Annotated in this window: 13 protein-coding genes; 10 read left to right on the top strand and 3 right to left on the bottom strand. The window is 71.4% G+C overall.

Annotated elements, in window-relative coordinates; translation table 11 throughout:
* Positions 1-85 precede the first annotated feature (85 nt).
* The 7 genes from gluQRS to KYK13_RS05715 all read left to right on the top strand — a co-directional run bounded on the left by gluQRS (position 86) and on the right by KYK13_RS05715 (position 5934).
* Complete coding sequence (gluQRS, locus tag KYK13_RS05745; protein WP_255654218.1) at positions 86-1024, top strand: tRNA glutamyl-Q(34) synthetase GluQRS; 939 nt, start codon at positions 86-88, stop codon at positions 1022-1024.
* A 155-nt stretch (positions 1025-1179) separates the two neighbouring features.
* Positions 1180-2127 (top strand): hypothetical protein, encoded by a 948-nt coding sequence (locus KYK13_RS05740; protein WP_223642589.1) that lies wholly within the window; start codon positions 1180-1182, stop codon positions 2125-2127.
* A gap of 73 nt (positions 2128-2200) precedes the next feature.
* Complete coding sequence (locus tag KYK13_RS05735) at positions 2201-2851, top strand: AgmX/PglI C-terminal domain-containing protein (RefSeq protein WP_223642588.1); 651 nt, start codon at positions 2201-2203, stop codon at positions 2849-2851.
* 46 nt (positions 2852-2897) lie between these two features.
* A complete protein-coding gene (locus KYK13_RS05730; protein ID WP_223642587.1) occupies positions 2898-3737 on the top strand; it encodes a DUF4081 domain-containing protein in 840 nt (279 codons plus the stop codon).
* A gap of 188 nt (positions 3738-3925) precedes the next feature.
* Positions 3926-4375: a hypothetical protein gene (locus KYK13_RS05725; protein WP_223642586.1), complete on the top strand. Its 450-nt coding sequence runs from the start codon at positions 3926-3928 to the stop codon at positions 4373-4375.
* A gap of 136 nt (positions 4376-4511) precedes the next feature.
* Complete coding sequence (locus KYK13_RS05720) at positions 4512-5177, top strand: hypothetical protein (RefSeq protein ID WP_223642584.1); 666 nt, start codon at positions 4512-4514, stop codon at positions 5175-5177.
* A 130-nt stretch (positions 5178-5307) separates the two neighbouring features.
* Positions 5308-5934, top strand: a complete 627-nt coding sequence (locus KYK13_RS05715; RefSeq protein WP_223642583.1) for a tRNA-(ms[2]io[6]A)-hydroxylase — start codon at positions 5308-5310, stop codon at positions 5932-5934.
* Between the two features lie 10 nt (positions 5935-5944).
* On the opposite strand, the gene KYK13_RS05710 is transcribed toward KYK13_RS05715, so the two are convergent.
* Entirely contained in the window at positions 5945-7741 is a 1797-nt protein-coding gene (locus tag KYK13_RS05710; protein WP_223642582.1) for an SLC13 family permease, read from the bottom strand.
* A gap of 264 nt (positions 7742-8005) precedes the next feature.
* Here KYK13_RS05710 and KYK13_RS05705 point away from each other — a divergent pair, with 264 nt between their 5' ends.
* From KYK13_RS05705 to KYK13_RS05695, 3 genes are all read left to right on the top strand, one after another.
* Positions 8006-9799: a phosphoenolpyruvate carboxykinase (GTP) gene (locus tag KYK13_RS05705; protein ID WP_223642581.1), complete on the top strand. Its 1794-nt coding sequence runs from the start codon at positions 8006-8008 to the stop codon at positions 9797-9799.
* Positions 9800-9937: 138 nt separating this feature from the next.
* Positions 9938-10768: a hypothetical protein gene (locus KYK13_RS05700; protein ID WP_223642580.1), complete on the top strand. Its 831-nt coding sequence runs from the start codon at positions 9938-9940 to the stop codon at positions 10766-10768.
* Complete coding sequence (locus tag KYK13_RS05695; protein WP_223642579.1) at positions 10768-12207, top strand: ABC transporter substrate-binding protein; 1440 nt, start codon at positions 10768-10770, stop codon at positions 12205-12207. Before KYK13_RS05700 ends, KYK13_RS05695 begins: the two co-directional genes overlap by 1 nt.
* On the opposite strand, the gene KYK13_RS05690 is transcribed toward KYK13_RS05695, so the two are convergent.
* The gene (locus KYK13_RS05690; protein ID WP_223642578.1) at positions 12185-13477 is read right to left on the bottom strand and encodes a pyridoxal phosphate-dependent aminotransferase; all 1293 of its coding nucleotides are present in this window, start codon (positions 13475-13477) and stop codon (positions 12185-12187) included. The genes KYK13_RS05695 and KYK13_RS05690 overlap by 23 nt on opposite strands.
* On the bottom strand, positions 13474-13752 hold the full coding sequence (locus KYK13_RS05685) for a hypothetical protein (RefSeq protein ID WP_223642577.1): 279 nt from the start codon (positions 13750-13752) through the stop codon (positions 13474-13476). The genes KYK13_RS05690 and KYK13_RS05685 overlap by 4 nt, the downstream gene beginning before the upstream one ends.
* Between the last annotated feature and the right edge of the window lie 14 nt (positions 13753-13766).

Below are 13766 nucleotides of genomic sequence, written 5' to 3'. Positions count from 1 at the left end.
GGCAGTCACACCCCAAGCAACGGTGGGAAGCAACGGGGCATTCTCTCCCTGCCCCACGGGCGGGGACGTTATGGTTCCCGCCACGATGCGAGGACGCTTCGCCCCCAGCCCCACCGGCCGCATGCACCTGGGCAACGTGAGAAGCGCGCTCCTGGGCTGGCTCCAGGCACGGGCCGCGGGCGGCGCGTTCCTCCTGCGCATCGAGGACCTGGACCGCGCCAGATGCCGCCCCCAGTTCCTCCAGGACCTCTACGAGGACCTGCGCTGGCTGGGCCTGGACTGGGACGAGCCGCCGCTCATCCAGAGCGAGCGCGACGGCGTCTACCGCGAGGCCCAGGCGAAGCTGGAGCGCGAGGGGCTCATCTATCCGTGCTTCTGCACGCGCGCGGAGATTGCCCGCGCGGCGAGCGCGCCCCATGGCCTGTCCGACGAGGGCCCGCGCTACCCGGGCACCTGCGCGCACCTCACCGCCGCGCAGATTTCCGAGCGCGCCCGCACGCGCGCCCCCGCGTACCGCTTCCGCGCTCGCGAGGGCGAGGTGCGCTTCGTGGACGAGCTCATGGGCCCCTACGCCCAGGACGTGCAGGCGCTGGTGGGGGACTTCGTGGTGCGCCGCAACGACGGCGTGGCCAGCTACCAGCTGGCGGTGGTCGTGGACGACGCGGCCAGCGGCATCACCCACGTGCTGCGCGGGGACGACCTGTTGCCCTCCACGCCCCGGCAGCTCCAGCTCTACGCCGCGCTGGGCCTGCCCGCGCCCGCGTTCCTCCACGTGCCGCTGGTCATGGGCGAGGACGGCAAGCGGCTGGCGAAGCGCGACGGGGCGTTCGCGCTCGGGGAGCTGCGGGCGCGCGGCCGGCCTCCCGAGCACGTCCTGGGCCTGCTCGCCGCATGGAGCGGCCTGGGTGACGGCGGCCCGGTGACCCTGCCCGCGCTCGTCGCGCGCTACCGCGCGGACGTGCTTCCGCGTGCGCCGGTGGTGGCGCGCGAGGCACAGCTCCTCGACGCGCTCGGCCTGCGCTGAGGCGCCCCTGCCGTCCACCCCACCCTCCGGCACGGGGCGACCGTGAGGCAGTGGAAAGAGGGGGCGCGCAGTGTGCACACCTTCATCCAGACACGTCCGTCCCGGCTGTGCCCGAGCGCGGCCGGACGGCACACGGGAAGCGAGGGTGAAGTCCAATGGCAGCCATTGTCGAGAGCGAACGCGCCGGCATCATCCCAGCAGTGCCGGGGAGTGCGTACAAGCTGAGCTGGGGCGCCATCTTCGGTGGCACCTTCGCCGCGCTGGGCGTCTGGATCCTGCTCTACACGCTGGGGCTGGCACTGGGCCTGTCGTCGGTGAACCCGGCCAACCCGGGGAGCGCGAAGTCCGCGGGTACCTTCACCGGCATCTGGAGCGTCATCGTCCCGCTCGTCGCGCTCTTCGTGGGCGGCATGGTGGCCGCGCGTAGCGCGGGCATCGTGGACAAGGGGGGCGGCGCGCTGCACGGCCTGGTGCTCTGGGGCCTGACCACGCTCACCGGCGTGGTGGTGGTGGGCATGCTGGTGTCGAACGTGGTGGGCGCGGTGTTCAACGTGGGCAAGGCGGCGGTGGGCGCGGGCGGCGCCGCGGCCGTGGGCGCCGTGACGGGCGGCGGCGAAGCGGCGAAGGCGTTCGGCCTGGACGCCAACGACGCGCTCGGGCCGGTGAACCAGCGCCTCCAGCAGCAGGGCAAGCCCCCCGTCACCGCGAACCAGTTGGAGGCCGCGACCAAGGACATCGTCACCCAGGGCGTGCGCCAGGGTCACATGGACCGTGAGACGCTGGTGAGCAACATCGCGAAGAACACCAACCTGTCGCGGCAGGACGCGGAAGGGGTCGCCGACCGCGTGCAGCAGCAGGTGGACCAGGCCAAGGCCAAGGCCAGCGAGGTGGGCCAACAGGCGCAGCAGGGCGCGCTGAAGGTGGCGGACCGCTCCGGCCGCGTCTTCTGGGGCATCTTCGTGGGGCTCGCGCTGGGGCTCATCGCGTCGGTGCTCGGCGCCACGCTGGGGGTCAGCCGCAGGCAGCGCATCCGCGCCGAGGGCGCGGTGGTGACGCCGCCGACGACGCCCACGCCCACCACGCGGCGCGAGGTGTATCCGTAGCATCGGGCGCTCGCGTGCATCCCCGCTTCACGCTCCCCCCGTGAGGCGGGTATGACACGCGGGCTCCCGGCCCATGGCGTCCTCGAACCGCACCCTCGTCCGCTGGCTCCTCATCCCCGGCCTGAGCCTGGGCCTGTTCCTGCTGTTCACGCTGGGCGCCGCGTGGCTGACGCACTTCATGGACGTCCCACGGCCGCCCGAGCCCGCCCCGCCGCCGCGAGCCCTTCCCCCCCGGGAGGCCGCTCCCATCGCGCCCGAGCTCCCCCGGTCCCCCGCCCCCACCGAGCCGCCCCCGCGCCCCGCCGCGCCCGTGCGAGCGCCGCCCCGCGCCCCGCCGCCCCGCGACGACTTCGACGCGCCGGATCCGCGCCGCGTGGAGGTGGTGGAGCCGGTGGTGGAGTCCTCCGAAGGCCGCATCGACGCAGAGGACCTGCGCCTGGCCATCCAGTCGGTGACTCCGCTCGTGCAGCAATGTTTCCAGGACGCCGCACAACGCAACCGGGGCACACACGAAGTGAAGCTGCGCTTCACCGTGGAGGGCGAGGGCTCCGAGGGAAAGATGAACCGGGGCGTGCTCGTCTCCAGCACCATCCCGGACCCCATGGTGCAGGCGTGCGTGCTGGATTCGCTGCTGGACGCGCGCTTCCCGGCGCCCCACCTGGGCGGGTCCGCGACGGTGCTCTACCCGTTCCGTTTCACGGTGCCTGGGGACGCTGGCCCGTGAGGTGGGGTTGCGCGTAAGGTTCAGGCCCCTTCCGGCTCCCCCGCGCATGCCCGTCACCGTCGAACAGCTCGCGCCTTCCCACACGGACGCCCTGCGCGCGCTCCTGGCGAAGGACCCCGTGCACAACCTCTACCTCCTGGGGTTGCTGGAGGAGTTCGGCATCGCCGCGCCGGAGCGCCAGGCGGCCTTCTCCTTCCACGGCCGCTTCGACAGCGGCGTCCTCACCGCGGCCGTCTTCGTGGGCGGCGAGGGCGGGCTGGTGGTGCCCAGCGCCAGCGACGCCAGCGCCACCGGCGTCATCGCGGACGCGCTCGCCCCCAGCCTCAAGCTGCGCGCCACCGTGGGGGACAAGTCCTCCGTGGACGCGCTGGTGCGCAGCCTCTGTGAAGGCAAGCCGCGCCTGTCTCGCACCCAGCGGCTGTTCAGCGTCTCCGCGGACGACCTGGGCCCCTTCACCAACCCCACGCTGCGCCTGGCCCGCGAGGAGGACGTGCCCCGCCTGCTCCCCCTGGCCCAGGGCTACGTGCGGGAGATCCTCGAACGCGACCCGCTGGCGGAGGACCCCGCCCACTACGAGGCCCGCGTCCTCCAGCGCGTGCGCCAGCGCCGCACCTACGTGCTGGAGGAGGGCGGCGAGCTGGTGTTCAAGGTGGACATCGGCTGCCGCTCGCAGTTCGGCGCGGAGCTGGAGGGCATGTACACGCCCCCGTCCCGCCGCCGCCAGGGCCACGCCACGCTGTGCCTGGGACAGATTTCCCGGCACCTGTTGTCCTCGCTGCCCCGGCTCGCCATGCGCGTGGACGAGCGCGACGAGAGCACCGCCCGCATCGCGCGCAAGGTGGGCTACCACGCCGGCCGCACCCAGCGGCTCGTGCTGGTGGAGTAGCCCCCGGAGCAACACAGGCAACACCGGTTGTTGCTCCCGGAACAACTGGCATTCACCCAAAGAAGCGTAAACAACTGAAAACTCGTCTTCTCGGACGAGGGCATGGTGCTTGCTCCCAGGCGGTGCGGCGCGCGCGTTCGCGTGCCCGGCGGCCCCAATCACCGCCGCATCTCCAGGGAGCAGGTTCGATGAAGGGTTTCCAGACGTTGGCGAAGGTGTGCGCGTTCGGCGTGGTGGCATTGAGCGCGGGGACCGCGGCCGCGTGGCAGTACTACCCGGGCGCCGCGTTCAAGGCCGCCTATGCCTCCGACGCGTCGTGCTTCAACGTGAGCAGCTACTCGGCGCTGACCAACAGCTGTACGACGACGCGTCTGGCGATCGCCACGGTGCCCATGTGGACGGTCGGCTACCACCCGACGACGGTGCAGATCTACGGCAACAACAGCTGGTGCGAGACGACCACGGTCAACGGCGTGGGCAACGGCGCGAACCTGGGCGCGACCACGTACACGGTGGCCGGCCCCATGGCGTGGCAGACCCTCAACACGGGCGACCGCTACGTGTGGGAGGACTTCGCCATCGTCTTCCGCTGCGGCCTGCAGTCGGGCGGCATCATCGGTGGCTTCACCATCGACTGATGCACGCCTCCTGACGTGCGCCGGGTGAGGTGCCCGGCGCACGACGCGGTCCCGATGCCTGGGTCGCGCGAGGGCAGCATCCTTCCTCCCCTTCGCGCGGCCCGTTCCTCCTCCCCGCCTCTTGCGTGAGCGTCCCATGTCCTCCCGGCTCCAGACCGTCCTCGCCCTCACCAATACGGCCGCCATCGCCGGCGTGCTGTTCGCGCTCGTGAGCCATCAGCAGTCGTCCGAACAGGAGCTGGAGGACCTGCGGGCCCAGGTGCGCAAGAGCGCGGCGAGCACGGACGCGAACCAGGCCGAGCGCCGCGCCGCCGCGGAGACCGCGATGCGGCTGTGGGCGATGCAGGCCGCTCAGCCCTCCTCTTCGCGCGCGCAGGCCCCGGCCGCGGCGAAGGCCCCCGGTGCCGCGGAGGCGGACGGCGCGGAGGCTCCGGACGAAGTGCCTCCGCCGCCGCCCATGCGCCCGCCGCCCCCGTCCTTCGAGCAGTCGCGCGCGCGGGTGATGACCGCCTTCTCCGAGGAGCCGGTGGACAGCGACTGGAGCGGACGGGCCACGCAGACGCTCAACGAGACCCTGCGCCAACACCTGCCCTCCAGCTCGCACGTGAAGGCGCTGGACTGCCGCTCCACGCTCTGCCGCGTGGAGCTGGTGCACCGGAGCGCGGCCGACAGCGCGCCCTTCCTGATGGAGGGCCTGCGCGCGTGGCCGGGCTCCATCTTCGTGGCCAGCGAGGTGCAGGAGGGCACGGACTACGTGGTCACCCTCATCGCCGCGAAGGAAGGCACGCGCCCGCCGCTGTAGCCCGTCCGGGTGCGGTGGGCGGCCCCCCACCGTGCCCGGGCTGGCACGTCCCGGGAGGAGGCAGGCCGGGAGGCCCCCGCGACTCGGACGCGCACGGCGCCCGGCGGATGCCCTACAGTCCGCGCCCGAAATGAGCAGCCGCCCCACGCCCTCCCGCCGTCCCCTCTCCGGAGCGGGCCCCGTCATCCTCCACGCGCCCACCGACCCCGGCTGGCTGCCGCTGGCGCTCGCCAACTTCGACGCGGTGCTGGTGGACCACGCCCACTGCGAGAAGAAGGCCGCCGCCAACGCGCTGTCCATGCTCCAGGCCTACCCGGACCTGCCGGGCCTGCCGTCGCAGATGGCCCGCCTGGCGCGCGAGGAGAGCGCCCACCTGGCGCGCGTGCTGGACCTCATGGCCGCGCGCGGCCTCACCCTCACCAAGGACGCCGGCGACCCGTACGCGCAGGGCCTGCAGAAGCACGTGCGCACGCCCGCCCTGGAGCGGCGCGTGGACCGCCTGCTCGTGGCCGCCATCATCGAGGCGCGCTCGTGCGAGCGGCTGTCCCTGCTCGCGGAGGGGCTCACCGACCCGGCGCTCGCGCGCTTCTACGGAGAGCTGGCCCAGTCGGAAGATGGCCACCAGTCCCTCTTCCACCGCCTGGCCGTGACGGCCTCCAACGGGGACGAGGCCGCCGTGGACGCGCGCCTGCGGTACCTCCTCGAGCAGGAGGCGCGCGTGCTCGAGGACGTGGGGCTGCGCGCGGCCATCCACTGAGGCTCACGCCTTAGTGGAAGGGCCACACCACGGGCACGGCGAAGACGAGGAATACCACCACCACCGCGGTCAGCGGCGTGCCCAGCCGGAAGAAGTCGGTGAAGCGGTAGTGCCCGGGCCCGTAGACGAGCACGCAGCTGGGCTCCAGCGGCGTGATGAAGGAACAGCTCGCCGCCAGCGTGACGCCCATGGCGAAGGGGCGCACGTCCACGCCCAGCTGTGACGCCGCGTTGAGCGCCACCGGCAGCACCACCAGCGCCGCGGCCTGGTTGCTCATGGGCGCGGACAGCACGATGGTCAGCACCATCAACAGCGCCAGCACCATGCGCGGCCCGCCAAACGCGCCCAGCCGGGCCACGTGGTCTCCAATGAACTTCCCCGCGCCGCTCACCTCCATGGCCAGCCCCAGCGCCATCATCGACCCGATGAGCAGCACCACCCGCCAGTCCACGCGGAACGCGGCGCGCGCGTCCACGCACCGGGTGGCGATCATCAGCAGCATGCCGGTGAGCCCCGCCAGCGACAGCGGCATCCACCCCAGCGAGCCCGCCGTCAGCGAGCCCAGGAAGATGAGCACCGCGAGCAGCGCCTTCGCGTAGCGCGGCGGCTCGTACTCGTGGCCCTCCAGCACCATCAGCGCATGGCCCGGCTCCAGCTCCGCCACCTTCTGACGCGGGCCACGCAGGAGCAGCACGTCCCCCACGGACAGGGGCAGCGTGGACAGCGAGTGCTCGTCCCACGCGCGCCCCAGGAGCTGCAGCTTGGTGAGCCGCTGGATGGCGGGCCGGCGGTGCAGCCCCAGCGCCAGGAGCCCGTAGCGCTCCACGAACAGCGTCTCCCGCAGGCTGCGCCCCACCAGCGGACTGTCGGGCGGCACGCTCGCCTCCACGAGCATCGACTCCGGACCCTCCAGCTCCGCGTCCGACAGCCGCACGTCCGGCCGCAACGCGAGCCCCCGCAGGTCCTTCACCCGCAGGATGTCCTCGCGCTTGCCCTCCACCAGCAGCCGCTCCTGGCCCGTCAGCACGTAGGACGGCTTCGCGTTGAGCGTCTCGCCGCCGCGCACCACGCCAATCACGCGCAGGCCCAGCCCCTTCGTGAGCTCCGCCAGCGGCTGGCCCACGTAGCCCGAATCCCCGGGCACCACCGCCTCCGTGAGGTAGTCGCGCAGCGCGAAGCCCTCCGTGCCCGGCTTGCCCTCCCTCGAGGGCAACAGCCACCGCCCCAGCACCACCACCACCGCGATGCCCAGGAGCACCACCGGCAGCCCCACCGGCGCCAGCTCCGTCACGCCAATGGGCCGCATCCCGTGCCGCTTCAGCGCCGCGGACACCACCAGGTTCGTGGACGTGCCGAACAGCAGCACCGTGCCGCCCAGCATGGACGCGTACGCCAGCGGCAGCAGCACCTTGCTGCGCGGCACCCTCGCCCGCTGCGCGGCGCCAATGGCCACCGGCAGGAACGCCGCCGTCGTCACCGTGTTGGAGATGAACGCGGAGAACACCGCCACCACGCCCATCATCGCCACCAGGAACACGTGCGGACCGAAGCGCGCGAAGACGGCCATCCGCTGCCCCACCCACTGCACCACGCCCGTCGAGGCGAGCCCCTGCGTCATCGCCAGCAGGGTGAAGATGAAGATGACCGTGTCGTTGCTGAAGCCCTCGAACGCCTGCGCCGGCGTCAGCACCCCGGACAACGCCAGCAGGCACACCACCGCCAGCGAGGTGAACTCGATGGGGATGGAATCCATGGAAAAGAGGACCAACGCGACGACGATGACGGCCAGGACGAGGGCGATGGACATGGGCGCGGACGCCCCCTCAACCTGGGCACGGCACGGTGCGCTGCCAGCATGTGCCGCACCGCGCCGTTTACTGATGAGCGCCCGGGCGCTGATAAGTGGAATTAGGCCAAAGCGGTCGAAAGTCCGGTTGACTGCCGGACGTCAGTTGCTTTTGGGCCCCCGGTCCAGAAGGTTTGGTGTTCCTTCCGCTGTAGGGTTTCCCCCCCTCGCACGACGCGGAATGCGGGAAGACCCCACGCAATGAAACACCCCGAGGAGACCTCCATGGCTTCGACGCAAGCGGCCGCCGCCACCGAGCAGGCGCCCACGAAGAACCCCACGCTGCTGGCCTGGGTGGCCAAGATGGCCGCGATGACCCAGCCGGACCGCATCGTCTGGTGCGACGGCTCCGAGGCGGAGAAGCAGCGCCTCACGGAGCAGGCGGTGAAGGACGGGACGCTCATCCCGCTCAACCCGCAGAAGCGCCCGGGCTGCTACCTGCACCGCTCCAACCCCAACGACGTGGCGCGCGTCGAGCACCTCACGTTCATCTGTACGCCCAACAAGACGGACGCCGGCCCGACCAACAACTGGATGGATCCGGAGGAGGCCTATACGAAGCTGGGCCACCTGTTCCAGGGCTGCATGAAGGGCCGCACCATGTACGTGGTGCCCTACGCCATGGGCCCCCTGGGCAGCCCCTTCACCAAGATTGGCGTGGAGCTGACGGACAGCGACTACGTGGTGCTCAACATGCGGATCATGACCCGCATGGGGAAGGCCGCGCTGGACATGCTGGGCGACAGCGACGACTTCAACCGCGGCCTGCACTCCACGGGCGACGTGAACCCGGACCGCCGCTACATCTGCCACTTCCCCCAGGACAACACCATCTGGAGCTTCGGCTCCGGATATGGCGGCAACGTGCTGCTCGGGAAGAAATGCCTCGCGCTGCGCATCGGCAGCTACCTGGGCCGCGAGGAGGGCTGGCTCGCCGAGCACATGCTCATCCTGGGCGTCACCAGCCCCAAGGGTGAGACGACCTACGTCGCCGCCGCCTTCCCGTCCGCGTGCGGCAAGACGAACTTCGCCATGATGATCCCGCCCAAGGAGTACGCGGGCTGGAAGATCGAGACCGTGGGCGACGACATCGCCTGGATGCGCCCGGGTCCGGATGGCCGCCTGTACGCCATCAACCCGGAGGCCGGCTACTTCGGCGTGGTGCCCGGCACCAACAACAAGACCAACCCCAACGCCATGGAGACCATCTCCAAGGACACGCTCTTCACGAACGTGGCGCTCACCGCCGACGGCGACGTCTGGTGGGAGGGCAAGGACGGCGAGGTCCCCGAGGAGCTCACCGACTGGCAGGGCCGCCCCTGGAAGAAGGGCAGCGCGGAGAAGGCGGCGCACCCGAACAGCCGCTTCACCGCGCCCATGAGCAACAACCCGGTGCTGAGCGCCAAGGCGAACGACCCCATGGGCGTTCCCATCAGCGCCATCATCTTCGGCGGCCGCCGCTCCACCACCGTCCCGCTGGTCATCCAGGCCTTCAACTGGACCCACGGCGTGTTCCTGGGCGCCACCATGGGCTCGGAGACGACCGCGGCGGCCACCGGCAAGGTGGGCGTCGTGCGCCGCGACCCCATGGCCATGCTGCCCTTCTGCGGCTACCACATGGGTGACTACCTCCAGCACTGGCTGGACATGCAGAAGTCCATCCCCCAGCTGCCGAAGATCTTCCAGGTCAACTGGTTCCGCCAGGACAAGAACGGCAAGTTCATCTGGCCGGGCTTCGGCGAGAACATGCGCGTCCTGGAGTGGATCGTGAACCGCGTGCAGGGCCGCGTCCCCACGCAGGAGACGCTCCTGGGCTGGGTGCCGCGCCAGGACCAGGGCCTCAACCTGAAGGGCCTGGACCTGACCGAAGAGGCCGTCCAGGAGGCCACCTCCATCAAGGAGGACGAGTGGAAGACCGAGCTCAAGAGCCAGGAGGTCTTCTTCGAGCAGCTGGGCACCAAGGCCCCCGAGGCCCTGATGCTCCAGCGCAAGCTGCTCATCGCGCGCCTGGACGGCTGAGCGCCGTCTGACGCCAGGGAAGGCCCTGTACGGGGCCGCTTCCGCTCCGGGTGATACGGAGCCGGGGGTGGCCCCGGTGCTTTTTCAAGGGGCCAGTGCTTCGACGGCCGGAATGTTCGGCGGTAGGCTTCCGGCCCCATGAGACTGGTTTTCGTGTTGTCGCTTGCGCTGGCGCTGGCGCCAGGGTCCGCCCTGGCGCAGCGGGGTGGCTCCAAGGTCAACGTGCAGGCCCTCCTGAAGGAGGGCAAGCGCCTCTATGACGCGGGCAAGTACCGCGAGGCGGCGGAGGCATTGAAGCAGGCCAACGAGGCACAGCCGCACCCGCGGCTCGTCTACAACATCGCCGTGGCGCTGGAGTACGCGGGCGAGCCCCGCGAGGCGATGACCTACTACCGGCAATACGTCACGTCCTCCAGCGAGGACACCGACCCCACCCTCCTGAAGAACAGCAACCGCGCCATCGACCGGCTCCGCGTGCAGCTGGACCGCGAGGACCAGGCGGCGGCGGCGGCGGACGCGGAGAAGAAGCGCCTGGAGGCGGAGGCGGACGCCGCGCGGCAGCGGGCGGAGGAGGAGCAGGCCACGGCCCGGCGCGCGCAGGACGAGAGCGAGCGCCAGCGCCAGGCGGAGCTGAACCGGGCCATCAAGTCCTACCGCAACCAGCGCATCGCGGCGTTCGCCACGGGCGGCGTGGCGGTGCTGGGCGTGGGCGCGGGCGTCATCTTCGGATTGCAGGCGCGCGACCAGCGCGAGCAGTTCGACAACGCGAAGACGCTCGCGGACAAGCAGCGGCTGTCGGACAGCACCAAGAGCAAGGCGCTGCTCGCGGACATCGGCTTCGGCGTGGGGCTCGCGGGGGCCATCACCGCCATCATCCTGTACCCCAAGGAAGGCCCTCCCGCGCAGGGCGAGGTCCGCGTGACGTTCGCGCCGCGTGGCACCGGCATTGGCATGGAGGGACGTTTCTGATGCGCGCGCTGGGAATGATGACGTTGGGTATGGCGCTGCTGTCGTCCGGGTGCAGCTTCACCACGGCGGGCGGCCTCTCCGAATGCACGACGAGCAGTGACTGCGGCGCCAACAGCGTCTGCACGTCCGGCTACTGCCTGCCGCAGCCCGCGGGGTGCGACCAGGTGGTGGGCGCCACGTCCGCGGCGAACCCCATCGTGCTGGGCGCGGCGCTGCCGCTCACCAACGCGAGCGGCAACGCGGAGATTGAACAGCAGCGCTTCAACGGGCTGAAGCTGGCGCTGGATGAGATCAACCAGGCGCAGGGCGTGGGTGGCCGCCAGTTCGTGATGTACGTCTGCGACACCGGCGCGGACCCGAACCGGGCCGTGACGCAGGCCAGCTGGATGGTGAACGACAAGGGCGCGGTGGCAATCATCAGCGCGGGCAGCGCGCAGACGCTCGCCCTCTCCGAGGTCACCACGCCCAAGAACGTGCTCTTGATGAGCCACACGGCAACGAGCTCCGCGTTCACCACGCTGTCGGACAAGAACGGCGGCACGGTGGGCCTGGTCTGGCGCACCACGCCCTCGGACGTGCTCCAGGGCCGCGTCATCGCGAACGTGCTCCAGGGCGTCACGCCCATCAACGACCCGGGCGTGACGTTCACCCCTCCGACCAAGGTGGGCGTGGCGTACGTGAGTGACTCGTACGGCACGGGCCTGTTCGACGCCATCCAGAACCGCATCCCCAACAAGGACAACGTCACGGGCGCGCAGTACACGCGCAACGAGTCCGTGAGCGGCGCGGTGACCCGGCTGGTGTCCTTCAAGCCGGACCTGACGGTGCTGGCGGGCTTCCCCGAGGACAACTCCCGCCTGCTGCTGGAGGCCATCGACAAGAAGGTGGGCATGGCCTACGGCAACCGCTGGTTCCTCACCGACGCCAGCAAGGACCGCACCCTGCTGACCTCGCGCAAGGAGGTCGAGACGGAGCTGTCGGGCACGTACGGCACGGCGCCCGCGTCCGCGCGTCCCAGCGACTCCACCTACAAGCTCTTCGCGGACCGCTTCATCACGGCCTACAGCACGGACCCCGGGCAGTACTCCTTCGTCACGCACGCGTACGACGCCATGTACCTCGTGGCGCTGGGCGCGGCGTACGCGGTGGGCGGTGACAACAACAACCCGCAGCCGGTGACCGGCCCCCGCATCGCGGAGGGGCTCACGAAGCTGACGCCCGCCTCCGGCCAGACAGCGACCGTCTATCCCCTGGGCCCCACGCAGTTCACCGCGGCGCGCGAGGCGCTGCGCGCGGGCACCGTCATCGACGTCAAGGGCGCCAGCGGCGAGCTGAACTTCAACAACGAGACGGGCGAGGCGCCCTCCCCCTACGAGCTGTTCAAGGTGACGGGCACCACCTTCAAGACCGTGCAGCTCATCGACCCGCCGACGGACTGAGCACGCGCGTCAGCGGCTCCAGGGCGGCGGTGAAGACCTCGGGCGTCGGCAACAGGGACAGCACGAGGTACGCACCGCCGCCGAAGTCGTGGAAGTACCCTGGCTGCACGCGCACCCCCTCCTCCAGGAGCTTGAGGCAGGTGGCCTCCTCTCCGGGGTGATGGGGGATGCGCAGCACCGCGCTCCAGCCGCCGTGCGCGGGCACCACGTCCCACGCGGCGTCCACCGGGCGCGCCTGCATCAACCGCTCCCGGTTGCCCCTCACCCGCTCCAGCAGCGCCTGCTGGAAGCGCGGCGCGTGGGCGAGCAACCGGGGCAGCGCGAGTTGCACGGGCGTGGCCACCGACAGCGCCGCGTCCGCCACGTCCTCCAGCCGGGCCAGGGCCTCGTCGCGCGCGTGCGCGGGGCCGCCCACGTGCAGCCACGCCAGCTTCATGCCGGGCAGGCCCGCCACCTTGGACAGGCCGGAGAGCGAGAACGTCAGGCACGGCAGGCTCCGCCCCGCCACGCTCGTCACGCGCCCCGGCTCCGCGTCCCACGCGAAGTCGGAGAACACCTCGTCGCAGACGAGCGCCAGCCCGTGGCGCGCGCACACGTCCACAAGCGCGTGGAGCTCGTCCTCGTGCAGGAAGTGGCCGGTGGGGTTGCCGGGGTTCACCACCACCACCGCGCGCGTGCGCGCGTCCACGGCGGCCTCCACGCGGGACGCGTCCAGGCCGAAGCCGTGCACGGCGGGCAGGCGGTAGGAGCGCGTGTGGACAGCCTCCAGGCGCGCCAGCACGTCCACCAGCGGGTAGCCGGGCGCGGGGACCAGGACGGTGTCGCCCGGGTCGCACAGCAGCTTCAGGAGCCAGCCGTAGGCCTCGCTGGTGCTGGCGGAGAGGACGACGTGCGCGGCCTCCGCGGGCGCATCCCGCCGGGACAGGTGCGCGGCCACGGCCTCGCGCGCGGACGCGAGGCCGAAGGGCTCCGGCGCGTAGCTGAAGGGCGAGGGCGCCGCGCTGCCACCTTCTCCTGGCGGAGCCGGCAGGGCGCCGTCACGGGCCTTCGACGGCGCCGGGCCGCCGCGTCCAGCGACGGGCTCCGGTGGATGGGGAGAGGCCGCGCCCGCCAGCAGGAGCTCCGCGCCGGGCAGGGGCAGCCCCACGCGCGTGGGGTTGGTCTCCGCCAGGTCCAGCAGGGGCAGCCCGCGCGCGTGGCGCTCGGCGACGGCCTGGGAGAGCGGGTTGAGGGTGCGCGGGAAGCCGGTGCGGAGCGAGAAGCGGCTCACAGCCCCGTCTGGAGCATGGCGCTGGCCACGCGGCGGATCAGCTCGCGGCGCAGCTCCAGGCGGCAGTGCTCGATGGCCTTCTCGTGAGGCGCGGGCAGCTCCGGGTTCCGGGTGCGGACCGCGGTGCGCAGGACCAGCTCGACCTTCGACGGCTCAATCTGGAACAGCCGCGGACCGTCTTTCTGGAGGAAGTAGGACAGCCCGCGCTGTTCAATGAGCTTCTGGAAGAAGCGCCGGACGTCCGCGAGGAGCGTGATGTCGATGATGTCCGCCATTCGTGCCCGGCTTT

The organism is Corallococcus sp. EGB, from assembly GCF_019968905.1.
GTDB lineage: Bacteria > Myxococcota > Myxococcia > Myxococcales > Myxococcaceae > Corallococcus.
The sequence above is the reverse complement of the archived record's forward strand: the minus strand, read 5'-3'. Positions and strand labels throughout refer to the sequence as shown.

What these genes read in the sequence shown, in the direction of transcription:
- KYK13_RS05725 (WP_223642586.1), top strand. Translation starts at nt 3,926, where the DNA reads ATGAAGGGTTTCCAGACGTTGGCGAAGGTGTGCGCGTTCGGCGTGGTG.
- KYK13_RS05730 (WP_223642587.1), top strand. Translation starts at nt 2,898, where the DNA reads ATGCCCGTCACCGTCGAACAGCTCGCGCCTTCCCACACGGACGCCCTG.
- KYK13_RS05740 (WP_223642589.1), top strand. Translation starts at nt 1,180, where the DNA reads ATGGCAGCCATTGTCGAGAGCGAACGCGCCGGCATCATCCCAGCAGTG.
- KYK13_RS05700 (WP_223642580.1), top strand. Translation starts at nt 9,938, where the DNA reads ATGAGACTGGTTTTCGTGTTGTCGCTTGCGCTGGCGCTGGCGCCAGGG.
- KYK13_RS05720 (WP_223642584.1), top strand. Translation starts at nt 4,512, where the DNA reads ATGTCCTCCCGGCTCCAGACCGTCCTCGCCCTCACCAATACGGCCGCC.
- KYK13_RS05710 (WP_223642582.1), bottom strand. Translation starts at nt 7,741, where the DNA reads ATGTCCATCGCCCTCGTCCTGGCCGTCATCGTCGTCGCGTTGGTCCTC.
- gluQRS (WP_255654218.1), top strand. Translation starts at nt 86, where the DNA reads ATGCGAGGACGCTTCGCCCCCAGCCCCACCGGCCGCATGCACCTGGGC.
- KYK13_RS05705 (WP_223642581.1), top strand. Translation starts at nt 8,006, where the DNA reads ATGGCTTCGACGCAAGCGGCCGCCGCCACCGAGCAGGCGCCCACGAAG.
- KYK13_RS05715 (WP_223642583.1), top strand. Translation starts at nt 5,308, where the DNA reads ATGAGCAGCCGCCCCACGCCCTCCCGCCGTCCCCTCTCCGGAGCGGGC.
- KYK13_RS05695 (WP_223642579.1), top strand. Translation starts at nt 10,768, where the DNA reads ATGCGCGCGCTGGGAATGATGACGTTGGGTATGGCGCTGCTGTCGTCC.
- KYK13_RS05685 (WP_223642577.1), bottom strand. Translation starts at nt 13,752, where the DNA reads ATGGCGGACATCATCGACATCACGCTCCTCGCGGACGTCCGGCGCTTC.
- KYK13_RS05735 (WP_223642588.1), top strand. Translation starts at nt 2,201, where the DNA reads ATGGCGTCCTCGAACCGCACCCTCGTCCGCTGGCTCCTCATCCCCGGC.